This window comes from Streptomyces niveiscabiei, assembly GCF_033794345.1.
Taxonomy (GTDB): domain Bacteria; phylum Actinomycetota; class Actinomycetes; order Streptomycetales; family Streptomycetaceae; genus Streptomyces; species Streptomyces niveiscabiei.
This window is the reverse complement of the sequence record NZ_JARAYJ010000039.1, coordinates 40,935-62,803: the sequence shown is the minus strand read 5'-3', so window position 1 is coordinate 62,803 and position 21,869 is coordinate 40,935. Positions and strand designations below refer to the sequence as shown.

Below are 21,869 nucleotides of genomic sequence, written 5' to 3'. Positions count from 1 at the left end.
GACTCATGAGTTCCGTTCTGCAACCGGCGACGACGGGCCAGAACCGCCTGGCCGACGACACCGCCACCACGTACCGCCCGATCTCCTCGCACCTGGCCATCACGCCGCCCGTGAGCGTCGTGATACCGGCGATGAACGAGGCGGAGAACCTTCCGTACGTCTTCAAGACGCTGCCCGACTGGATCCACGAGGTGGTCCTGGTCGACGGCAACTCCACCGACGCGACCGTCCGGGTGGCCCGCGAACTGTGGCCCGCCGTCAAGGTCGTCCAGCAGCAGGGGCGCGGCAAGGGCGACGCCCTGATCACCGGGTTCGAGGCGTGCAGCGGCGACATCATCGTGATGGTCGACGCGGACGGCTCGGCCGACGGCAACGAGATCGTCAGTTACGTCTCCGCGCTGGTCTCCGGCGCCGACTTCGCCAAGGGCTCGCGGTTCGCCAACGGCGGCGGCACGGACGACATGACGTTCATCCGGTGGCTCGGCAACCGCGTGCTGTGCGCCGTCGTCAACCGCAAGTTCGGCGCGCGCTACACCGACCTGTGCTACGGGTACAACGCGTTCTGGCGGCACTGCCTCGACAAGATCGACCTCGACTGCACGGGGTTCGAGATCGAGACCCTGATCAACATCCGGGTCGTCAAGGCGGGGCTGAAGGTGCAGGAGATCCCGAGCCACGAGTACCTGCGCATCCACGGCGTCTCCAACCTGCGGGCGGTGCGCGACGGACTACGGGTCCTACGGGTCATCCTCAGGGAGCGCTCCAACCGGCGTGCGCTGCGCAGCCGTCGGCGGAAGTCGCCGCTGCTCGAAGCGGCTCGGGGTGACGGGTCGTGACCCCGCCGCTCGACATCTCCGTGGTGATCTGCGTCTACACCGAGGACCGCTGGGACGACGTCCTCGCCGCGGTCGCCTCCGTACGCGCGCAGAGCCACCCGGCGCAGGAGATCCTGCTGGTCGTCGACCACAACCCGGTGCTCCTGGACCGGCTCACTCTGGAGTACAAGGAGACCTCGGAGGTACGGGTCCTGGCCAACGCCGGTCCGCGCGGGCTGTCCGCCGGGCGTAATACCGGCATCGCCGCGTCCCGCGGCGAGATCATCGCCTTCCTCGACGACGACGCGGTGGCCGAGCGGGACTGGCTGCGCCGGTTCGCCGACCCGTACAGCGACCCCCGGGTCCTGGCGGTCGGCGGGCGCTGCGAGCCCGTGTGGTCCTCAGGTCGTAGACCCGCCTGGTTCCCGGAGGAGTTCGACTGGGTGGTGGGCTGCTCGTACCGGGGCCTGCCGCCCGGCCGGGTCCGGGTACGCAACATCCTCGGCGGCAACGCCTCCTTCCGGCGCAGCGCGTTCGACCTCGTCGGCGGGTTCGCGAGCGGCATCGGGCGCGACGGCGACAAGCGGCCGATGGGCGGCGAGGAGACCGAACTGTGCATCCGGCTCGGCCACGAGAGACCCGACGCGATCCTCCTGGTCGACGACCGGGCCGTCATCCACCACAAGGTCCCCCCGGCCCGCGAGCACTTCGCCTACTTCCGCACCCGCACCTACGCCGAGGGCCTCTCCAAGGCGCTGGTCGCCCGCAGCGTCGGCACCGACAAGGGGCTGGAGTCCGAACGCCGGTACACGACACGGGTGTTGCCCGCCGGGGTCGCCCGCGGCCTGCGCGACGCCCTGCGCGCGAGGCCCGGCGGGGCGCAGCGGGCGGGCGCCATCGTCGCGGGGGTCCTCACGGCCGCGGGCGGCTACGTCGTCGGCACGATCCGGGCCCGCCGCAACGGCACGACGTTCGCGGTCGTACCGATCGACCGGGCAACGGTGAGCGGGGCCAAGGGAGTTGACGCGGGCAACCCGCCGAACGACCAGGCCCCGGTGTACGACGGCGAGGGCGCCGCATGACCGACGCCCGCGTCCCCATCCTCATGTACCACGCGATCTCCGCCGAACCCCGCGCCGCGACACGGGAGTTGTCGGTGTCGCCGGAGGCGTTCGCGCGGCAGATGGAGCTGGTCGCGGCGAAGGTCCTCACCCCGCTCACCACGGCCGCCCTCGCCGCGCGCTGGCGCACGGGCCGCCCCCTGCCGCCGCACCCCGTCCTCATCACCTTCGACGACGGCTACGAGGGCGTCCACCGCCACGCCCTCCCCGTCCTCGCCCGACTCGGCTTCCCGGCAACCCTGTTCGTGTCCACCGGCTGGATCAAGGGCGCGTACGACACCGGCGGCGCCCTCGACACCATGCTCGACTGGGAGCAGGTCCGCCAACTGGCCGACGCGGGCGTGGAGATCGGCGGCCACAGCCACTCCCACCCTCAGCTCGACCAGCTGGACGACGCCGCCCTGCGGGGCGAGTTGACCCGCTGCCGGGATCTCGTCGCCGATCAACTCGGCGCGCTGCCCGTGTCGTTCGCCTATCCGTACGGCTACTCCGACCGCCGGGTCCGGGCCGCCGTCCGCGAGAACGGCTTCGCCCAGGCCCTCGCGGTCGGCAACTCCCTGGCCCGGCGCGCCCAGGGCCCGTACGCCCTGCGCCGGGTCACGGTCCGCCGCCGCACCACGGATGCCGAGTTCGCGCACCTCCTCGACGGCCACGCCATCACCCGCACGTTCGCCCGGGACCGCGCCCTGACGAAGGGCTACGCGCTGGTGCGCCGGACACGGAGGGCGGGGAGGAGAGCGGCGGGGGCACTGATCTGAGGCGGAGGTATGGGGGGTATGGGGGATACCCGTACCCCCCATACCCCCGTACCCCCCGTCGGCCTCGTCCCCCTCACCCCTCCCCGAACGCCGCCCGCACCGCCTCCCCCACGGCCCCCGCCACCGCCGCCTCCCCGAACCCGAGCCGCCGGGCCCGTTCCACGTACGCCTGCGCCGCAGCCGCCAGCTCCCGTTCGGCGGCGTCCCCGGCGGCGGCGACGTACGTCCCGTTGCGCCCCCGCGTCTCGATCACCCCGTCGGACTCCAGCGCCCGGTACGCCTTGGCGACCGTGTTGGGCGCGAGGCCCAGGGACTCCGCGAGCGCGCGGACCGTGGGGAGCCGGTACCCCACCGGCAGGGCCCCCGTCCGCGCCTGCTCGGAGATCTGCGTACGCACCTGCTCGTAGGGCGCGGGGCCGTCGATGATGTCGATCGTCAAGGTCACCCCCCGATTCTTCCGCACCCGGGAGGCACCCGCCGGAAAATGGGAGGCACCTCCCGGGTCCCCGCCCTAACCTCCGCGTATATGACCATCACCGTGCGAGATCTCCGCCTCGACGTGCCCGCCGACCCCGAGGCCTTCTGCCGGGTCCGCGACGCCGCCCTCCCGTACCTCCTGTTCACCCCCGCCTCGGTGGCCCACGACATCACGCACGGCCACCCGGACGCCCACGTCCGCAGGCTGGTCGCCGAGGTGGACGGCGTACTCGCCGGCACGGCCCAGATCAGCCTGGCCCACGACGCGCCGGAGCCCGGCAAGGCGAACCTGAACGTGTACGTCGACCCCGCGTACGAGGGCCGGGGCGCGGGTACGGCACTGCGCGAGACCGCGGAGGAGTACCTGTCCGGCCTCGGCGCCATCCACCTGTACGCCTGGGTCCTGGACGCCCCGCGCAACCTCGCGTACGCCGAGCGCGCCGGCTACCGCCCGAGCCGCTCGGCCCACTTCCTGCGCCTGGACCTGACGGCCGCGGCCCTCACCCCGCCGTCCGTCCCCGCCGGCGTCGAACTGCGTACGGCCGCCGACTACGCCGCCGACCCGCGCCCCCTCTTCGAACTCGACGCGGAGGTCACCTCCGACGAACCCGGCGACGTGGGCGCCGAGTTCACCGACTACGAGGCGTGGGTCACGGAGAACTGGCACCACCCCCACCTGGACCGCGCCCTGACGAGCGTGGTCGTCGTGGACGGCCGCCCCGTTGCGCTGAGCGTCGCCCACACCGACGGCGCCGGCCGCTACCACACGGCCATGACCGGCACCGCCCGCGCCCACCGGGGCCGCGGCCTCGCGAAACTCGCCAAGGCCGCCTCCCTGTACCGCGCCCGCGAGGCCGGCTGCACGGTCGCCTTCACCGGCAACGACTCGGACAACACCCCCATGCTCGCGATCAACAAGGGCTTCGGGTACGAGATCCGCGCGACGGAGGTACGCCATGTCCGCGACCTCGTCTGACCCGTCCCTGGAAGTGGTCCTGGTGAAAGCGGGCCGCACGAAGATCCGCTACCCCGCGACCCTCCTCTCCGACGACGGCACCCACATCACCGTCCGCGCCCCCTGGGCCGGCACCGGCACCCGCGACTTCGGCTTCGTCCGCTTCGAACCCGGCGACGTCTTCACCGAGCACTACTGGCGCGACCGCTGGTACGCCATCAAGGAGGTCCGCACCTCCACCGGGGCCCTCAAGGGCTGGTACTGCGACATCACCCGCCCCGCGGTCCGCACGGACCGCACCCTCACGGTGGAGGACCTCGACCTGGACCTCTGGCACAACGCCTCCGGCACGGACATCCGCCGCCTGGACGAGGACGAGTTCGAGGAGAGCGGCCTGCGGGCCCGCGACCCGCAGGCGGCGAAGGCGGCGACAGCGGCACTGGACGAGCTGGAGGGGTACGCGAGGAGGACGGGCGGGCTGGAGGGCCTGCTGGCGTAGGCGGAGGCGCTCTCTCACCGCACCACCACCGCGTACCGCACGTCGTCCACGGCACCGCCCCACAGCCGGTCGTCCCCGTCCAGCCGCTCCACCCGGGCGCTCCCCCCGCCCTCCTCCACCAGCTCCACCACCCGCTCCGCCGGAATCCCCACCGGCGTGACCGACCCCCACACGCCCTCCACCAGCACCATCCGCCCGCCCTCCCGCAGCAGCCCCCGCCAGTTGGCGAGCGCGCGGGCGGGGTCGGGCAGCGCCCACAGCACGTGCCGTACGAGGACGACGTCGAACCGCGCGGCCCCGACGGGCGGTTCCTGCGCGTCGCCCAGCAGGAAAGCGGCGTCGTGGGCGGCGAGCTTGGCGCGGGCCCGTTCGAGCATCGCCGGGGAGCGGTCGACGCCGGTCACGCGGTGGCCCCGCTCCGCGGCGAGCAGCGCCAGGCTTCCCGTCCCGCACCCGAGGTCGAGCACGGCGGAGGGCTCGCCCGGCAGCCACGTATCCATCCGCTCGCCCCACGCCCGCCGCACCACGGGATCCCGCAGCCCGTGATCCGCCTCCTCGTCGAAGGACCCGGCGGCCTGGTCCCAGTCGACCCCGCCCGCCACCGCACCACCACGTCGATCACTCATGTCCCCAGAGTGACACCCGCCACTGACAACCGGCCCCCGATGAGCCACCCTCCCCCAAAGGGCCCGCCCCGCACCCACGGAACCAGGCGGCCCCCGAAGGAGGCCCCATGCGCCGCACAACCCTCCAGAAACCCCAGAAGAAGCAGTCCCCCCGCTCCCGGGAAACCCCGGACCCCACCCCCGCCACCCGCCCCGAGATCCGCAAGGACATCGCCCGCACGTGGTGGCCGGAGACGTGAGTCACACGAGGCGCTTGCGGTAGTGGACCCGGTCGTAGACCCCGTCCACCCGCCGTTCGACGACCTCGTACCCGTACCTCGGGTAGATCTCCTGGTTCTCCCACATGAGCGCGTTGGTGTAGAGCCGTACCTCCCCGAGCCCCGCCGCCCGCGCCCGCGCGTCCACGAACCGCAGCAGCCGCCCGCCGAGCCCCTGCCCGTGGGCGTCGGGGTGCACGGCGATGCTGTCGAGGAACAGATGGTCGTCATGGTCCCGGAGTACTACGACGCCTACGACCGGCTCCCCCACGACGAACACCCGCCCGGCGTCGACGTCCGCCGCGTGGTCCGCCTCCATCGGCTGGGGTACGACCCCGATACGCGCGATGTACGGCCGGTAGGCCGCGTCCGTCACACTCCGCACGGCCGGTACGTCGGCGGCGACGGCCGCCCTGATCTCCTGGTTCTCCATGCCCCGGACCGTACCCACCCCGGGAAACCCCGAAGGGCCGCCGCCCTGGGGACGACGACCCTCCGAAGGCCGTTCGAAGGTCATTTGAGGGTCACGTGAAGGTCAGGTGCATGTCAGCTGAAGACCGATGCGCAGGTCGTCGGCTTCGCCCGCGCCGGGTCCAGCGCGTTCGCGACCTCGTGGAACGCGATGCGGTCCGTGAGGCCGATGAGGGCGTGCTCGGAGAGGTCGAGGGGGCAGAGGTCCTGGATGAGGATGTTCTTGACGTTGGGGCCGGTCAGGAACTGGGACCGGTACGGGGTGACGACCTCGTCGTACTTCGTGGCGAGGACGGTGTACTTGACGCCCGGAACCGTGTCGCCCCCGGCGTTCAGCTTCGTCAGGAAGTCCGACCCGACGATCTGCTGCGCGAGCGCCGGCGTGTTGAGGTTGAGCCACTCGCGGGCCCCGGGGAAGTAGGGGAGCAGGTTGGTCAGCCCGCTGAGCGTCGTCCCCCGGTTGCTGGGCGAGATCGCGACGAGCTGGTTCACCTTCGCGGCGCCACCGAGGAACTTGAGGTAGTACCGGGGCATCATCCCGCCCTGGGAGTGCCCGACCAGGTCCACTTTCGCCGCGCCGGTCGCGGCCAGCACCTTGTCCACGTACGCGGCCAACTGCTCGGCCGACCTGTCGATCGGCCCGAGCCCGTGAATCAGCGGCACACCCTCCAACTGGCCGTAGTCCAGGGCGAAGACACAGTAGTCACGGCCGACGAGGTAGGGGCCCAGACCGAGCCAGTTGTCCACGGAGTTGGCGAGCGTCCCATGGACGAGCACGACCGGCCGGGGATGCGCGGCCGACGGCTTGCACGAGTAATCATTCCACCCACTGCTGACAGCGGACGAAGACTCCGCCTGCGCGGCGGACACAGGAACGGTGACGGCGCCGGCCGCCAGCAACAGTGCGGTCAGAGGTCTGAACAGACGTCTCCAGTGCAGCATCGATCGATCTCCTTGCGGCTCAAGGGGGGAGGTGCAACGGCACTAAGCCCTGTGATCCGGATCACGAGGATGCTGTTCACTCTTCAAGTTACGGACGAGTAGCCGAACTGGGAAGTTACGCGTCAGTAAAAACTCAGAACTCCATCCCACCCCCCACAACCCTCGCCAACCCCTTCCGCGGCATCTCCACAGCAGCCTCTTCGGCGGCCCGAGCACCCACCCACCCCGACTCGGTCAACACCACCACCCGCACTCGACGAGCCCGTCGGCGTACACGATCAGACCCCATCAGCTCCCGCCGCCGCACATGACACCAGGCGGAGGGAACTCGCTCCCCGTCCACCACCCGATACATGGGCCGCCGCCAAGCCATGCGGAAACACCAGGCCGACCAGGCCGTGCGGACGGCCTCAAGGCGGCCGGGATGCCCCGACCACCACGGCACGTACCCCCGAAGCCGCCGAGCCCGCTAGGCCGGCTTCCCCCCACCCTCCGGCGGCAACTGCTGCGGCGGCGCCGCCCGTTCCAGGAACCGCAGGAGTTCCACCGGGAACGGCAGCACGAGCGTCGAGTTCTTCTCCGCGGCGACGGCGACCACCGTCTGGAGCAGGCGGAGTTGGAGGGCGGCCGGGGTGTCGGCCATCTCCTGGGCCGCCTCGGCGAGTTTCTTGGACGCCTGGAGCTCCGCGTCCGCGTTGATGACCCGGGCCCGCCGCTCGCGGTCCGCCTCGGCCTGGCGGGCCATGGAGCGCTTCATCGTCTCGGGCAGGGAGACGTCCTTGATCTCGACGCGGTCGATGGTGACGCCCCACTCGACGGCAGGGCTGTCGATCATCAACTCCAGCCCCTGGTTGAGCTTTTCGCGGTCGGAGAGGAGATCGTCGAGCTCGCTCTTGCCGATGATGGACCGCAGCGACGTCTGCGCCATCTGCGACACGGCGAACCGGTAGTCCTCGACGCGCACGACGGCCTCGGCGGGCGCGGTCACCTTGAAGTACACGACCGCGTCAACCCGCACGGTCACGTTGTCCCGGGTGATCCCCTCCTGCCCGGGTACCGGCATCGTGACGATCTGCATGTTCACCTTGCGGAGCTTGTCGACCCCGGGAATGATCATCGTCAGCCCCGGCCCCCGCACATCCGGCCGCAGCTTCCCGAGCCGGAACACCACCCCCCGCTCGTACTGCTTGACGACCCGCGCGGCGGCGGTCGCGTACACGACCCCGGCGGTCACCAACCCCGCCCCCACCGCCACCAGTTCCTCGACCACAACGGCCACCGCCCTCCGTGCGTCAGACCTGCGTCCAGGGGCTCCTTCGACGGTAACCCGCCCCGCGTACAAGGGGGAGCCCCCGCACGCCGGTTGCGTACGGGGGCTCGGAGCGCCGGGCCCGGTGCACTCGGGCCAGAATCACTGACGGTACGTCAGAACACGCTGACCCCGTACGCGTTGAGCGCCTCGACCACCGGCTGGAAGAACGTCGTCCCGCCGACGGAGCAGTTGCCGCTGCCGCCCGAGGTCAGCCCGTAGGCGATCCCGCTGGTCGAGTACAGCGCGCCACCGGAGTCGCCGCCCTCGGCGCAGACGTTGGTCTGGATCATGCCGTAGACGACGTCGCCGCCGCCGTAGTTGACGGTCGCGTTGAGGGCCGTCACCCGGCCGCTGTGGATACCGGTGGTCGAGCCGTCACGGTAGACCGTGGTGCCGACGCTCGGCGTGCCCGCGCTGGTGATGTCCGTGTTCCCCGCGGTCCCGGACTTGGTCACCGAGTTGTTGGTGTACCGGACCAGCGCGTAGTCGTTGGTCGGGAAGCTGTACCCGGCGTTGGAGCCGAGCACGGTCGACTGGCCGGAGTTGGAGTACCAGGTCGACGCGACCTCGGCGCAGTGACCGGCGGTCAGGAAGTAGTTCGTGCTGCCGCTGCGGACGTTGAAGCCGAGCGAACAGCGGTAGCCGCCACCGTAGATGGCGTCGCCGCCGGCGATGAGCTTGTTGAACTTGCCGGGCGTGTGCTTGATCGTGAGGGCGCCGGCCTTGCTGCCCGCGTCCTTCTTGATCTGCGCGATCTCCGCGGCGGAGACCGTGCTGTCGACGGTGACGACCACCCGGTTGGTGGCCGCGTCGACGGCCCAGGCGGTGCCCGGGATGTCGGACTTCAGCACCGAGCCGCTGACGCCGCTGAGTTCGGAGGCGCTGAACGTGTGCGCGTCGGCGGCGTTCGCGGTGGGGACGGCGAAGCCGGCGGCGGCGACGAACCCGGCCGCGAGGGCGACCATGCGAGTGCGTCTCTTGTGGGTGGTGGGGGTGGTGCGCTTGTTCCTCACTTTTCGTTCCCTCCCGGGAAGCCAGGGGGCCCGCGTGGGGTCGGGGCCCGTGAGGCGCAGCCAGGGCCGAGATCCCGCCCCTGAAACCAGGGTTGGAGACCCCCGGCAAGCGCTGAGGAAGGAGTATTCGGCCGAACGGCCGGTCGGCGCAAGAGCCCCTCGACCACCCGCCGGACGCAAGAGCACCTTTCGGCCGAGAACCGGAGTTGAAACTGTGAGGTATGAGCTGTTTCAGGCCAACTTCCGCTTCCGTACGACGACGAGGGGCCCCGAACGGTTCCCCGGAACCCTCAACTCCCAGTTGAGCCGCACCCCCGTACCCACCCGCCACCGGCCCCGACCCGAAGGACCCCGGCGCGCGTCTACCCGGGTCACGCCCCACACCTGCGCGTCCCCGGGGGACGGCCGAAAACACCCCCCGGAACGCCCCCTTCCGTGAACTCCCCACCACCCTCCGCGACATCACCGCGACGCCTCGACGGGCCGCCCCAGCCCCAGGTGCTCGCGCACGGTCGCCCCGGGGTAGAACGTCCGGAACAGCCCCCGGTGTTGCAGCAGCGCGACGGTCCCGTTGACCAGCCGTTCCAGGTCCCGGCGCGGCTCGACCGGCGTCAGATGGAACCCGTCGACGACCCCCTCCCGGTGCCACCCGGCGATCAACTCCGCGAGATCCACGGGCCCGCCCCGGTACGACGGCCCCCGCGCACTCACCCGCGGCCCGCCCCCGCCATGTCCCGGTACGGCGGCCCGCTCCCCGTCCCCGAGGTCGATCACCAGCGCGGCCAGCACCCGCAGGGCGTCCGGGTCCCGCCCCGCCTCCCCGGCGAGCGCCCGCAGCCGCTCCCGCGCGCCCCGCGCCTCCCCGGCGCCCGCGACCCGCACGAGCGCGACATCGCCGTACCGCGCGGCGAAACCCCACCCGGCGGGGTCGCCGGCGTCGACGACCCGCAGCGGACAGGCACCGGGCGAGACACCGGCCCCCGGAGGCGCACCCGCACCCGAGGCCCCACCCACCGCGGAGAACGCACCCGGCACCGGCCCGCCCTCCGGAAACACACCCCCCTCCCCGAACGCACCAGCACCAGCACCAGAAATCCCGAAGTAACCGCTCCCACAACTCTCCGCCGACACCAACCCCCCACCCCTCCCCCCACTCACCCGATCCAGCCCCACCACCCCCGCCCCCTCCACGGACATCGCCACCAGCCCCACCCGCCGGGTCACCGCAGCCGCGTCAGCGAGCGCCCCCACCACATCCCCCGCGCCCCCGAGCGTCACGAAGTCCAGCCCACCCCGCTCGGCCAGCCCCACCAGCTCCGCGCAGTCCTCCCCCTCGGGCACATCCACGGCGGCGGCGAGATGCGGTAACCCCCAGGACGCGCTCACCGCGCACCCTCCCCGCGCAGGAACCCGAGCACAGCCCGGGCCGTGGCGTCGTTCTGCCGGAACGCCGGCCCCCCGGTCCGGGGCCGGGTGAACGCCCCCGGCGTACGCCCGTCCGTATACGGCCCGAGCGCGAACCGCCGGGGATGCGCGCGCCCGTCCGCGTCGAGCACCCGCCCGTCGCGGGGGTCCACCCGCAGCAGCCCCGCGTCCGTCTCCCCGGCCCCCTCCTCCGCGAGCCCCCGCAGCAGCGGATCGAGCGCCCGCCCCACGGACGCCTCCGGCAACCGCGCCTCGACGAGCGCACGAGCCTCGACAACCGCCCCGGGGACGTTGGGACTTGACGCCTGGAACACCCCGTCCTCGGCGCGCACCTCCAGCTCCCCGCCGACGAACCTCAGCACCCCGGCCCGGGACAGCGCGAGCATCTGCCGCAGCCGGGGCCCCGGCGGCCCGGACGCGAGGTAGCTGAAGAACCCGTGCCAGGAGGAAGCGACCTGCCCCCCGAGGGGTATCAACTGGACGTACACGGAGAGGAGTCCGAGGAAGACGGCCAAGTCGACGCTGTACGCGTCATCGTGACGTCGCGTCAGGTCCGCTTCGATGTGGGCCCGCAATCCGTCCTGGAACTCCTCCGGCGATCCGTACCGCATCCCCTCCAACGGCCGGTCCAGGGCCGCCAGATCGAGTCTGTCCCGGGGATCGGGCACGGCCTCGGCGACCAGCGCCCGCAGGTCCGCCCCGCTCCCCGCCGCGTACTTCTCCTCGAAGTCCGCCCAGTCCATCGCCGTCCGCCCGGGATGCGCCGAGAACAGCCGGTGGTAGTGCGCGAACCCCAACTCCTTCTCCACCAGCGGCCACACGTCCCGCCGGTAGTCGAACCCGCCCTCCCTGGCGAGGAGTTCGTCGATCTCGCCGGGCCCGAGGAACCGGGGCAGCGGCGGACGCCCACCGGTGAACTCGTACCCGATCTTCGACCGGTACGGCACACCCCGCCGCGACCCCACGTACAGCACCGGCTCCCGCCCCGACGGCACGTACACCTCACCCTCGTACCGCCCGCCCCGCCCCTCGGTGAGCAGCACCATCAGATCGACGAACGCGAGCCCGAACCCCCGCACGAGCACGGGCGCGCCGGGTTCGAGCGCGGAGAGGTCGCTGTCGGCGGTGAAGTCGGGCGGCAGATGGACAAGCCCGTGCCGAGCGGCGTACGAGGCCAACGCGCGCTGTTCGTCGTCGAGTTCGGCGTCGAGATGCCCGAGAGCGAGGACGACGAGGTCGGCATGGAGAACGTCGCGACCGACCCCCACCCCCTCGGAGCCGGACCCACCCCGCACCCCAGTCGCCGCCCCAGCCCCAGCCCCCGCCCCCGACCCCGCCTCCAGCCACACCTCCTGCCGCCCGTCCCACCCCCCGGTGACCCGCACCGCCCGCCGCGCGTGCCGATGCACCCGCACCCCCGCCGGCAGCGCGGCGACCGCCTGCTCGTAGAACCACCCCAAGTACCGCCCCTGAAGCTGCCGGTCGGCGAACGTGCTCCCCTCGATGCCCGCCCACTCGTGCAGCGTCGGCCCCGGCCGCACCGGCCCCTCCATGGCCACCGTCTCGTCGGTGAACATCGTGACGTCCTCGGCATGGGAGTTCATCCACAGCAGCGGCGACTGCGCGGCACGCCAGATGCGGCCCGCGCCCGGTGGGTGCGGATCGACGAGGTGGATGTCGAGGCCCGAACCGTCGTACAGCTCAGGCGCGTTCGCGGCGATGCGCTCGATCAGCCCGACCCCTCGGGGTCCGGCGCCGACGATGACGAGGGAAGGCATGGAAGGCTCCGTGGCGGAAGTCCCCCGGGCAGGGGGTGGCGGATGCCTTCACACGGGGCGCCGCGCGGCGCCGGTGCGGCCGAGCCCCTCAGCAGGACCGCACTCCGAGGGTACGACCGCGTTTCCCCTCACTGTCAAGGTCGTCCACAGTGTGGGCGGTTCGTCTCAGGTCGGTTGACTCGTATCCGGAGACCTGTTCCACTTGCCCCATGCATCCGCAGCAGTGGCTGGTCACCCGCTCCCACATCGACTTCGGTCGCGTGTGGTCCTGTTCCTGTTGAGCTGACCGCCATCCGCCCCACGGCTCTCGCCGGGGCGCTCCCGATGCCTTCCTCCCCGCCTTCACACGTGCGCCTCCCCTCACCCCGCACACCATCCTGACACTCAGTCAGCAGCCGCACACAGACAGACAATCGGCCCGGAGCGAGCCCGAACGGTCGCATTCGTTCACCCATACGCACCGCTTGTCACCCGTCCGCCACAAAGAATCATATTTCACTCTCAGTCAGCAGCCGTACACGTTACGACCCTTGGGGCACTTGGACTCTCGACGAATCGGCTGTGCACCAGTACCGTCACAAACCCCCCGCGCGGCGTCTATCCACTTGGCGCGACATCCGCATCATGGACGACCATGGGTCCTGCGGATAGCAAGCAAGACCGCTGTGAGAGGAGGCGTCCATGGGATCGGTGCGCAAGGCGAGTGCCTGGCTTGGCCTCGTCGACGACAACGATGACGAGCGTTACTACGACGACGACTACTCCGAGGGGACCGACTCCGGCGACGCCGCCTGGGTCACCGACCCCCGGGTCAAGGTCGCCACGGACACGGCCGAGGAGAAGGGCCGCCGGATCGGCACGGTCACCCCGGACAGCTTCCGGGACGCCCGGGCGATCGGCGAGCTGTTCCGCGAAGGCGTGCCGGTGATCATGAACCTGACGGCGATGGAGGCCGCCGACGCCAAGCGCGTCGTCGACTTCGCCGCCGGGCTCATCTTCGGCCTGCGCGGTTCGATCGAGCGCGTCTCCACGCGCGTGTTCCTGCTGACCCCGTCCAACACCGAGATCGTCAACGGCGACCCCGGCGGCCACCGCACGGACGGCTTCTTCAACCAGAGCTGAGGCAGGGCCGCTCACCGGCCCTGCCCCCTGGGTTCAGGTCCGGGGTCAGCGGAAGGCGTCGAGTCCGGTGAGCGCCTTGCCCAGCACCAACTGGTGCATCTCCACGGTGCCTTCGTACGTCAGCACCGACTCCAGGTTCGTCGCGTGCCGCATCACGGGGTACTCCAGCGAGATCCCGTTGGCACCGAGGATCGTCCGCGACGTACGGCAGATCTCGATGGCTTCGCGTACGTTGTTGAGCTTGCCGAAGCTGACCTGTTCGGGCCGCAGCCGCCCCGCGTCCAGCCGCCGGCCCAGGTGATGCGCGAGCAGCACCCCCTTGTGCAACTCGACCGCCATGTCGGCGAGTTTGGCCTGCGTGAGCTGGAACGCGCCGATCGGCTTCCCGAACTGCTCGCGGGTCCTGGCGTATTCGACGGCGGCCTCGAAGCAGGCGCGCGCCGCTCCCATCGCGCCCCACACGATCCCGTACCGGGCGTGCGAGAGGCAGCTGAGCGGCCCCTTCAGCCCCACGACCTCGGGCAGCACGGCACTCTCGGGCAACCGCACGTCGTCCAGCACCAGTTCACTGGTCACGGACGCCCGCAGCGACCACTTGTGCTTGATCTCCGGCGCGGAGAACCCGGCGGCATCGGTGGGCACGACGAACCCGCGAACCCCGCCTTCGGTCTGCGCCCACACGACGGCGACCCCGGCGACGGACCCGTTGGTGATCCACATCTTCCGCCCGTTGAGCACCCAGTCACCCCCGTCGCGCCTGGCGTAGGTCCGCATGGACCCCGGGTCGGACCCGTGATCGGGCTCGGTGAGCCCGAAGCACCCGATGACCTCCCCCGCGGCCATCCGGGGCAGCCACTCCTGCTTCTGCTCCTCGCTCCCGAACCGATGGACGGCGTACATGGCGAGGGACCCCTGCACGGACACGAGCGACCGGATGCCGGAGTCCCCGGCCTCCAGTTCCAGGCAGGCCAGCCCGTACTGCACAGCGCTGGCCCCGGCACACCCGTATCCCTCAAGGGACATCCCGAGGGCCCCGAGCGCCCCCAACTCCCGGGCCAGTTCCCGCACATCGGGCAGCTCCCCCGCCTCGTACCACTCCGCGACACCCGGCAACACCCGGTCCCCCACCCACCGCCGCACGGTCTCCCGCACAGCGAGATCCTCGGGCGACAACAAGTCATCGATCCCCAGCAGGTCCCCGACGTCGAGCATTCCCACGCTTCCTCCAAAACTAGCACCGCTAGTTACACGCCACTCAGGAACCTACGCCCCACGGTCCTACTCCCACAAGGAACGCCCGCCCGCCGGCAGACGGTCACGGGCGGCGCGCGGGCGGGCAGGCCCCCCGGGGCCCGGGCACCTCGACCTGCACGCTCCGCGGCAACCGCAACGCCATGACCGCCCCCAGCAACAACAGCCCCGCACTGACCAGCAACGTCACATGCAGCCCATGCACGAACGACTCCCGGGCCACCCGCCGCAACACCCCTCCCGCGGGCCCCCCGATCTCCCCGGCGACGTCGTACGCCTCCCCCAGCGAATGCCCAGCGGCGGCGGAGGCCTCGGCAGGCACCCCCACCACCCCCACGACCGCCGGCTTGTAGGCGGCATTCATCACGCTCCCCAGCAGCGCGATCCCGATCCCCGCCCCCAGCTGGTACGACGTCTCCCCCACGGCCGCGGCACCGCCCGCCTGCTCAGCGGGCGCCTCGCTCAGCATCGACTCGTACGCGGCGAACAGCGTCGTCTCCAGCCCGAACCCGAGCAGCACGAACCCCCCGAGCAGCAGCCCGGCGTTGTCGGATCCCCCCATCCCGGTGAGCGTCAGCACGGCGGCGGCGGTCAGCACGAACCCCCCGCAGACCATCCGCCGAGGCCCGACCCGCCGCAGCAACCGGGCCCCGGCGAGCCCCGCGGCCATGGCGGCGATGGTCAGCGGCAGCAACCGCAGCCCGGTCTGAAGCGGCGAGAGCCCCAGCACGAGCTGCAAGTACTGCGCGGCGATCAGCTCCAGCCCCACCAGCGCCAGCATGGCCAGCACGATGCACAGCACGGCGGTCCCGAACGCGGGCCGGGCGAACATCCGCAGATCGACGAGCGGCGAGGGCCGCCGCCGCTGCCGTCGCACGAAGAGGACGAGCAGCCCGACGCCCACCAGGAGCGGCGCGAAGGTCAGCCCCCCGAACTCCCCGCTGCCGAGCCGCTTCACCCCGAGCACGACACAGAACAACCCGGCGGCGGCCATCAGCGCCCCGACGACGTCCCAGGGCCCGTCGCTATCCCCCTTGGACTCGGGCAGCAGCCACCGCCCGACGGGCAGACTGACCAGCATCAACGGAATGTTGACGAGGAAGACGGCCCCCCACCAGAAGTGCTCCAGCAGGAACCCCCCGAGCAGCGGCCCCGCGGCGGCCCCGACGGCGGCGACCGCACTCCAGATCCCTATGGCCAGCGCCCGCTCCCGCCGATCGGGAAACACCTGCCGGAGAATCGACAGGGTCGCCGGCATGATCATCGCCCCGCCCACCCCGAGCAGGGCCCGCGCGAGGATCAGCACCTGCGCGCTCCCGGCGAACGCGGCCAGCCCGGAAGCGACCCCGAAGAGCGCGTACCCGAGCAGCAGCACCCGCCGCCGCCCGACCTTGTCCCCGAGGGTTCCGAAAAGGATCAGCAGAGAGGCGCAGACCAGCGGATACGTGTCGACGATCCACAGCAGTTCGATCGAACCGGGCTTGAGATCCTCGGTGACAGCGGGAACGGCGACGTGCAGCACCGTCGCGTCGACAGCGACCAGCAGCAGACTCACGCACAAGACGACGAGGACGACCCAGCGCTGTCCCCCGGCCCGCTCGGCGGAGCGTCCACGCACAGCTGTGGCCGTCATCGTCCCGGACATGCGCGTACCTCCCAGCTGATTCGCACGTCCGGCGGATTCACTGGGCGGGGACTCCCAGGACTCGGCCGGAGAGGAGCGGTGTCCCCGGCCCACGCAGACGAACGGCGAGTGCATCGCAGCGTACGCGAGTTCGTCGACCGATCACGTGGCGGACCTCTCAGACGCCACCTGCAACCCATGTGGCGTACACCACTCGTCCACACACCCCTGATAATCGAGCCCATGATCGAGACAGCGGCACGCGTCCCGTCGGCCCTTCGCCGGGCGGCCCCGGCCCTGCTGGGCTACGCGGCGGTCCGTGCCCTGGGCCTGGCGGCGCTGGCGATCTGGAGCGCGGCCAGGGACAAGAGCGCGTACACGTTGTTGACGGCGCGCTGGGACGCGTTGTGGTACGTCCGCGTGGCCGAGCAGGGGTACGGCTACGAGGTCCGCCTCCCGAATGGCGACGTCCACTCGAACCTGGCGTTCTTCCCCCTCCTCCCATGGCTGGAGCGCTTCCTCCACTGGCTGACCCCGCTGTCGTACGCCGACGCGGGTTTCATCGTCTCCCTCCTCTCCTCTCTCGCCGCGGCCTGGGGGATCTTCGCGGTCGCGGACCATGTGTACGGCGCCCGCGCGGCGGTGTACGCGGTGCTGGTGTGGGCGGTGCTCCCGGTCGGGATCGTGCAGTCGATGGCGTACAGCGAGTCGTTGTTCACCGCGCTCGCCGCCTGGGCGCTGTACGCCGTCCTGACCGGCCGGTGGGTCCTGGCGGGCGTGCTCGCGTCGCTGGCCGGTCTGACCCGCCCGGTGGGTCTCGCGGTGGTGGCGGCGGTGTGGGCGGCCGGGCTGGCCTCCCTGCTCCGAGAACGGACCCCGGCCGCCCCCGGTTCCCCCGGCGAGCCCGTTCACTCGTCCGTGTCACCCGGCAACACGGCGCCCGCAACCGGCGCGCACGAGGCAGCGCGCGCCCCCGGCACCTCCGTACCCGTACCGCCCCCGCGCGCGGGGGCGCCCACCGGCGCGCGGAAGCCGGTGCGCGCCCTGGGGCTTCTGCTCGCGCCGCTCGGCTCGCTCGGCTACGTCCTGTGGGTCGGCCACCGCACGGGCGACGGCCCGCTCGGCTATCTCGACGTCCAGGCGGGCTGGCGCAACGGTTTCGACGGCGGCTACGCCTTCGCCCGGTTCGTCGCGGAGAAGTTCACCTCGCCGCTCGGCGCCCTCGCGGGCCTGGGCCTGATCGCGGGGGTGGCCCTGCTGCTGCGCCTGTACGCCGTCTGCGTACGGCAGCGCCAGCCGCTGCCCCTGCTCGTGTACGCCGGTGTCGTCCTCGCCCTCGCGCTGTGCGCGTCTAGCTACTTCGGCTCGAAACCGCGCCTGCTGATGCCCGCGTTCCCGGTCCTGCTGCCCCTCGCGCTCGCGCTGGCCAGGTCGCGTACGGCGCGGTCGGTGCTGGTGGTGGGCGGTGCGGCGGTGGCGTCGGCGGTGTACGGGGCCTGGTGGCTGAATGGCTCGGGACCGCCCTGACCCCGCCATGATCGCTTTTCGCGGGCACCGTTAATTCCCGACTACCGCCAGTCGAACTCATTCATAACTCCACCGAAACCCGCACCCCGATTGATCAAAGGAAATGAAGGTACGAACGGCCGCCGATTTCGGATTGAGGGGGAATAAACCCCTTCCTGAGAGCAATCCCACATCACATCGTCATCACAAAGCCGTGGATTCGCGGGGGATCAGACCTCACTCGCTGTAACGTCGATTGGGTGCGTACCGAACGAAACCTCACCCGTCTGGACCGGGTGTTCGCGAGACTGGACCGGGAGCCCGAACGCCCGGCCCACATCGTTTTCCCGCGGATGAGCCGGCACCGGGTCGCACTGCTGTCCGCGACCCTGGCCTTCTACCTCGCGATCGTCTGGCTCGTGGTGACGACCTCGTGGCTGGTCCGGTTCGACTGGCAGGTCATGTTCTTCCGGCCCTACCAGCAGTGGCCGTCGATCCACGCCTTCCTCGACTACTACGTCGTCCTCGGCCAGCGCGGTCCGACGGCCGTGATGGTCGCGGCCTGGCTGGGCTGGCGTTCGTGGCGCCAGCACACCCTGCGCCCACTGCTCACGCTCGGCGCCTCGCTGCTGCTGCTGAACATCACGGTCGGCGCCGCGAAGATCGGCATGGGCCGCCTCGGTCCGCACTACGCGACGACCGTCGGCTCGAACGAGATGGGCCTCGGCGGCGATATATTCCCCAGCGGCCACACCGCCAACGCGGTCGTGACCTGGGGAATTCTCGCGTATCTGGCGTCCACGCCGAGAGCGCGCCGCTGGCTGTCCGCCGTCTCCGCGCTGGTCTCGCTGGGGGTCGGCCTGACCACCGTCTACCTCGGTACGCACTGGCTGAGCGACGTCCTGCTCGGCTGGGCCGCCGGTCTGCTGGTCCTGCTGGCGCTCCCCTGGTGCGAGCCGCTGATCGCGCGCGCCGAGGCCCGGATCCTGGACCTGCGCGACCGCTGGCGCGAGCGCCGCAGCACCGTGCCCGCGCCCGCCGCGCCGGTCACCGTGCCCGTCGCGCTGGCGGCCCCCCGCAAGGTCGTCGACCTGAAGAAGGCCCCGGTCGGTGCCCCCCGCACGCCGAGATCCCCGGCCTACCTGGCACCGGGCCCGCACACCACGCGCGCCGAGCGCACCCCGGTCACCCCGATCGGCAGCCGCCGCCCCCCGCACGCCGACCGGCTCCCACGCGGTACGACGGCCTCGGCCGCCCGCCCCGGCACCTGAGAAACACCGGTACGCACGCCCCGCGACGACGGCGCCGGCCCCAGTTCCCGGACTGGACCGGCGCCGTCGTCGCAGCGCGTCTCAGCCCTTCCAGGCGCGGGTGACGTGGTTGTCGCGGACCTCGAAGTTGAGGCGGCCCACCCGGTACTCCATGGTGATGATCGCGCCGGGCGGCAGGGACCTGACGGTCGACCACCCCCGTTGCCGGGCGCGCTGTTCGGCGTCCTCGGCCGTGCGGCCGACGTACTCCTCGGGGTTGTCCTGGGGCTCCTCGGCGGGAGGGGGAATCGGTGCCATGGCGCCACGCTAGGCCCACCGATCGCGTCGCGTGAAGCCCGGGTTCCCGCTTCTGGTCACACTTCAGTCACAGGATCACGGGGCGCGTTTCGATCCTCCTCCGTCACACGTACGAGCGGATCCGGGCGAGTTACGCGCGTATTCGAACGCAATTACCGCAGGGCCGGACGCGGCACCGGAAATCCGCTCGGTAATTCGTTTCCGGCCGTCTGGCGCATTCCCCTTCCGGGGCCGGTGCGGTGATCTGACGGGCCATGGGAAATGCGAGGCTTCCGCACAGGCCCCCTGTCGGAGCGGGCCCGGCGCGAGCATCATGGCGGGTTCCAGGGAGCCGGCGGCGAAGGAGCGGGCGATGGGGACGCAGACCGTGGCGGCGGCCGTACGGCCGGTGCGGGGCGGGCGGGTGGTCGTCGACTGGCTGACCACCACCGACCACAAGAAGATCGGCCACCTGTACCTGATCACGTCGTTCGCGTTCTTCCTCGCGGGCGGGGTGATGGCCCTGCTGATGCGGGCCGAACTCGCCCGTCCCGGGCTCCAGATCGTCGACAACCACCAGTTCAACCAGCTCTTCACCATGCACGGCACGGTCATGCTGCTGCTCTTCGCGACGCCCAGCTTCGCCGGGTTCGCCAACGAGCTGATGCCGCTCCAGATCGGGGCGCCGGACGTCGCCTTCCCCCGGCTCAACATGCTGTCGTACTGGCTGTTCCTGTTCGGCGGGCTCATCGTCATGGGCTCGCTGTTCGTCCCCGACGGGCCCGCCGCGTTCGGGTGGTTCGCCTACGCGCCCCTCAACAGCTCCGTCCACTCCCCCGGCGTCGGGCCCGACCTGTGGATCATGGGGCTCGCACTCGCCGGGTTCGGGACGATCCTCGGGGCGGTCAACTTCATCACGACGATCATCGGGATGCGGGCGCCGGGGATGACGATGTTCCGGATGCCGATCTTCACGTGGAACACGCTGTTCACGTCGATCCTCATCCTGCTCGCGTTCCCCGTCCTCGCCGCCGCGCTGCTCGTCCTGGAGGCGGACCGGCGGTTCGGCAGCCAGGTCTTCGAGGCCGCCAACGGGGGTGCGCTGCTGTGGCAGCACCTCTTCTGGTTCTTCGGGCATCCCGAGGTGTACATCATCGCGCTGCCGTTCTTCGGGATCGTCTCGGAGATCATCCCCGTCTTCTCCCGCAAGCCGATCTTCGGCTACCTCACGCTGGTCGGCGCGACCATGGCCATCACCGGGCTCTCCGTCGTCGTCTGGGCCCACCACATGTTCGCCACCGGTGCCGTCCTGCTGCCCTTCTTCTCCTTCATGAGCTTCCTCATCGCCGTGCCGACCGGCGTCAAGTTCTTCAACTGGACGGGGACGATGCTGAAGGGCTCCCTCTCCTTCGAGACGCCCATGCTCTGGGCCACCGGCTTCCTCGTCACCTTCCTCTTCGGCGGCCTGACCGGCGTCATCCTCGCGTCCCCTCCCCTCGACTTCCACGTCACCGACACGTACTTCGTCGTCGCCCACTTCCACTACGTCGTCTTCGGCACCGTCGTCTTCGCCATCTTCGGCGGCTTCTTCTTCTGGTGGCCCAAGTTCACCGGCAAGCTCCTCGACGAACGCCTCGGCAAGATCCAGTTCTGGACCCTCTTCACCGGCTTCCACACGACGTTCCTGGTCCAGCACTGGCTCGGCGCGGAAGGCATGCCCCGCCGCTACCCCGACTACCTCGCGGCGGACGGCTTCACGGCCCTGAACACGATCTCGACGATCGGCGCGTTCCTGCTGGGCCTGTCCACGCTCCCCTTCCTCTACAACGTCTGGCACACGGCGAAGTACGGCAAGCGCGTGGAGACCGACGACCCCTGGGGCTACGGCCGCTCCCTGGAATGGGCCACCTCCTGCCCACCCCCACGCCACAACTTCACCACCCTCCCCCGCATCCGCTCAGAGTCCCCGGCCTTCAACCTGCACCACCCGGAACACGCGGAGGGGGTATAGACCCGACAGCCGCCCGAGCGAGAAGTCGGCGCCGCACAGGAAGCGCGGCGCCGTGCAGGCGGAACAGCGAGTGGGCACGGAGCGACGGACGGCACCCGGCCGAGCAGGAAGTGCGGCGCGGTGCAGGCGAAGCAGGGTGGCGTCCCGCCAGGTGGTGTAGCGGACCAAGGCACCGGAATCCGCAGGTCATCGCCGCATCGGCGCGGTTCAGGGCCGCGCATCGCGCTGATGACAGGTCAGCTGCCGCGCAACTCGAGAGCCGTGCGCCAGCGGGTGGCCGACGCGCGGTCTACCGGAACGCGTCGAGCAAGGTCGCTTACACCCCGAGGCGGGACACGACCCGGAGCAGCGGGTGGATC

21 protein-coding genes are annotated in these 21,869 nt (G+C 71.2%); 10 read left to right on the top strand and 11 right to left on the bottom strand.

Going from position 1 to position 21,869, the window contains the following annotated elements:
• Positions 1-5: 5 nt before the first annotated feature.
• Genes PV682_RS36400 through PV682_RS36390 form a run of 3 tightly spaced genes read left to right on the top strand, consistent with a single transcriptional unit; the run spans position 6 to position 2,694 of the window.
• The gene (locus PV682_RS36400; RefSeq protein WP_319736021.1) at positions 6-836 is read left to right on the top strand and encodes a glycosyltransferase family 2 protein; all 831 of its coding nucleotides are present in this window, start codon (positions 6-8) and stop codon (positions 834-836) included.
• Positions 833-1,897, top strand: coding sequence for a glycosyltransferase family 2 protein (locus tag PV682_RS36395; RefSeq protein WP_319736020.1), 1,065 nt, complete (start codon positions 833-835; stop codon positions 1,895-1,897). Before PV682_RS36400 ends, PV682_RS36395 begins: the two co-directional genes overlap by 4 nt.
• A complete protein-coding gene (locus PV682_RS36390) occupies positions 1,894-2,694 on the top strand; it encodes a polysaccharide deacetylase family protein (RefSeq protein ID WP_319736019.1) in 801 nt (266 codons plus the stop codon). Before PV682_RS36395 ends, PV682_RS36390 begins: the two co-directional genes overlap by 4 nt.
• Positions 2,695-2,767: 73 nt before the next feature.
• Here the strand turns inward: PV682_RS36390 and PV682_RS36385 are convergent, their stop codons facing one another.
• On the bottom strand, positions 2,768-3,139 hold the full coding sequence (locus tag PV682_RS36385) for a GntR family transcriptional regulator (protein WP_109363272.1): 372 nt from the start codon (positions 3,137-3,139) through the stop codon (positions 2,768-2,770).
• Positions 3,140-3,220: 81 nt separating this feature from the next.
• Between PV682_RS36385 and PV682_RS36380 the strand changes: the two genes are divergently transcribed.
• Positions 3,221-4,147, top strand: a complete 927-nt coding sequence (locus PV682_RS36380; protein ID WP_319736018.1) for a GNAT family N-acetyltransferase — start codon at positions 3,221-3,223, stop codon at positions 4,145-4,147.
• On the top strand, positions 4,128-4,625 hold the full coding sequence (locus PV682_RS36375) for a DUF402 domain-containing protein (protein ID WP_319736017.1): 498 nt from the start codon (positions 4,128-4,130) through the stop codon (positions 4,623-4,625). Before PV682_RS36380 ends, PV682_RS36375 begins: the two co-directional genes overlap by 20 nt.
• Before the next feature lie 14 nt (positions 4,626-4,639).
• Here PV682_RS36375 and PV682_RS36370 read toward each other — a convergent pair whose 3' ends face one another.
• The gene (locus PV682_RS36370; protein WP_319736016.1) at positions 4,640-5,251 is read right to left on the bottom strand and encodes a class I SAM-dependent methyltransferase; all 612 of its coding nucleotides are present in this window, start codon (positions 5,249-5,251) and stop codon (positions 4,640-4,642) included.
• A gap of 107 nt (positions 5,252-5,358) precedes the next feature.
• Here PV682_RS36370 and PV682_RS36365 point away from each other — a divergent pair, with 107 nt between their 5' ends.
• The gene (locus PV682_RS36365; protein WP_262414469.1) at positions 5,359-5,490 is read left to right on the top strand and encodes a hypothetical protein; all 132 of its coding nucleotides are present in this window, start codon (positions 5,359-5,361) and stop codon (positions 5,488-5,490) included.
• A 1-nt stretch (position 5,491) separates the two neighbouring features.
• Here PV682_RS36365 and PV682_RS36360 read toward each other — a convergent pair whose 3' ends face one another.
• From PV682_RS36360 to PV682_RS36335, 6 genes are all read right to left on the bottom strand, one after another.
• Complete coding sequence (locus PV682_RS36360; RefSeq protein ID WP_319736015.1) at positions 5,492-5,941, bottom strand: GNAT family N-acetyltransferase; 450 nt, start codon at positions 5,939-5,941, stop codon at positions 5,492-5,494.
• Positions 5,942-6,054: 113 nt separating this feature from the next.
• Positions 6,055-6,921 (bottom strand): alpha/beta fold hydrolase, encoded by an 867-nt coding sequence (locus PV682_RS36355; protein ID WP_319736014.1) that lies wholly within the window; start codon positions 6,919-6,921, stop codon positions 6,055-6,057.
• A 469-nt stretch (positions 6,922-7,390) separates the two neighbouring features.
• Positions 7,391-8,191 carry a slipin family protein gene (locus PV682_RS36350; RefSeq protein ID WP_319736041.1) on the bottom strand — a complete coding sequence of 267 codons (801 nt, stop codon included), beginning with the start codon at positions 8,189-8,191 and terminating at the stop codon, positions 7,391-7,393.
• A gap of 155 nt (positions 8,192-8,346) precedes the next feature.
• Positions 8,347-9,246, bottom strand: coding sequence for a S1 family peptidase (locus tag PV682_RS36345; RefSeq protein WP_109363750.1), 900 nt, complete (start codon positions 9,244-9,246; stop codon positions 8,347-8,349).
• A gap of 462 nt (positions 9,247-9,708) precedes the next feature.
• Positions 9,709-10,632 (bottom strand): LLM class oxidoreductase, encoded by a 924-nt coding sequence (locus PV682_RS36340; RefSeq protein WP_319736013.1) that lies wholly within the window; start codon positions 10,630-10,632, stop codon positions 9,709-9,711.
• Positions 10,629-12,449, bottom strand: a complete 1,821-nt coding sequence (locus PV682_RS36335; RefSeq protein ID WP_319736012.1) for an FAD/NAD(P)-binding protein — start codon at positions 12,447-12,449, stop codon at positions 10,629-10,631. Before PV682_RS36335 ends, PV682_RS36340 begins: the two co-directional genes overlap by 4 nt.
• Before the next feature lie 681 nt (positions 12,450-13,130).
• On the opposite strand from PV682_RS36335, the gene PV682_RS36330 reads away from it, so the two are divergent.
• Entirely contained in the window at positions 13,131-13,571 is a 441-nt protein-coding gene (locus tag PV682_RS36330; RefSeq protein ID WP_055725150.1) for a cell division protein SepF, read from the top strand.
• 45 nt (positions 13,572-13,616) lie between these two features.
• Here the strand turns inward: PV682_RS36330 and PV682_RS36325 are convergent, their stop codons facing one another.
• The gene (locus PV682_RS36325; RefSeq protein WP_319736011.1) at positions 13,617-14,783 is read right to left on the bottom strand and encodes an acyl-CoA dehydrogenase family protein; all 1,167 of its coding nucleotides are present in this window, start codon (positions 14,781-14,783) and stop codon (positions 13,617-13,619) included.
• A gap of 103 nt (positions 14,784-14,886) precedes the next feature.
• Positions 14,887-16,467, bottom strand: coding sequence for an MFS transporter (locus PV682_RS36320; protein ID WP_319736010.1), 1,581 nt, complete (start codon positions 16,465-16,467; stop codon positions 14,887-14,889).
• Positions 16,468-16,689: 222 nt separating this feature from the next.
• Between PV682_RS36320 and PV682_RS36315 the strand changes: the two genes are divergently transcribed.
• Together PV682_RS36315 and PV682_RS36310 are read left to right on the top strand one after the other, a co-directional pair.
• On the top strand, positions 16,690-17,973 hold the full coding sequence (locus PV682_RS36315) for a mannosyltransferase family protein (RefSeq protein ID WP_319736009.1): 1,284 nt from the start codon (positions 16,690-16,692) through the stop codon (positions 17,971-17,973).
• A gap of 239 nt (positions 17,974-18,212) precedes the next feature.
• A complete protein-coding gene (locus PV682_RS36310; RefSeq protein ID WP_319736008.1) occupies positions 18,213-19,223 on the top strand; it encodes a phosphatase PAP2 family protein in 1,011 nt (336 codons plus the stop codon).
• Positions 19,224-19,304: 81 nt separating this feature from the next.
• Here the strand turns inward: PV682_RS36310 and PV682_RS36305 are convergent, their stop codons facing one another.
• Positions 19,305-19,520 carry an I78 family peptidase inhibitor gene (locus tag PV682_RS36305; protein WP_055719224.1) on the bottom strand — a complete coding sequence of 72 codons (216 nt, stop codon included), beginning with the start codon at positions 19,518-19,520 and terminating at the stop codon, positions 19,305-19,307.
• Positions 19,521-19,872: 352 nt separating this feature from the next.
• Here PV682_RS36305 and ctaD point away from each other — a divergent pair, with 352 nt between their 5' ends.
• Positions 19,873-21,510, top strand: a complete 1,638-nt coding sequence (gene ctaD / locus PV682_RS36300; RefSeq protein WP_319736007.1) for an aa3-type cytochrome oxidase subunit I — start codon at positions 19,873-19,875, stop codon at positions 21,508-21,510.
• The last annotated feature ends 359 nt before the right edge of the window (positions 21,511-21,869 follow it).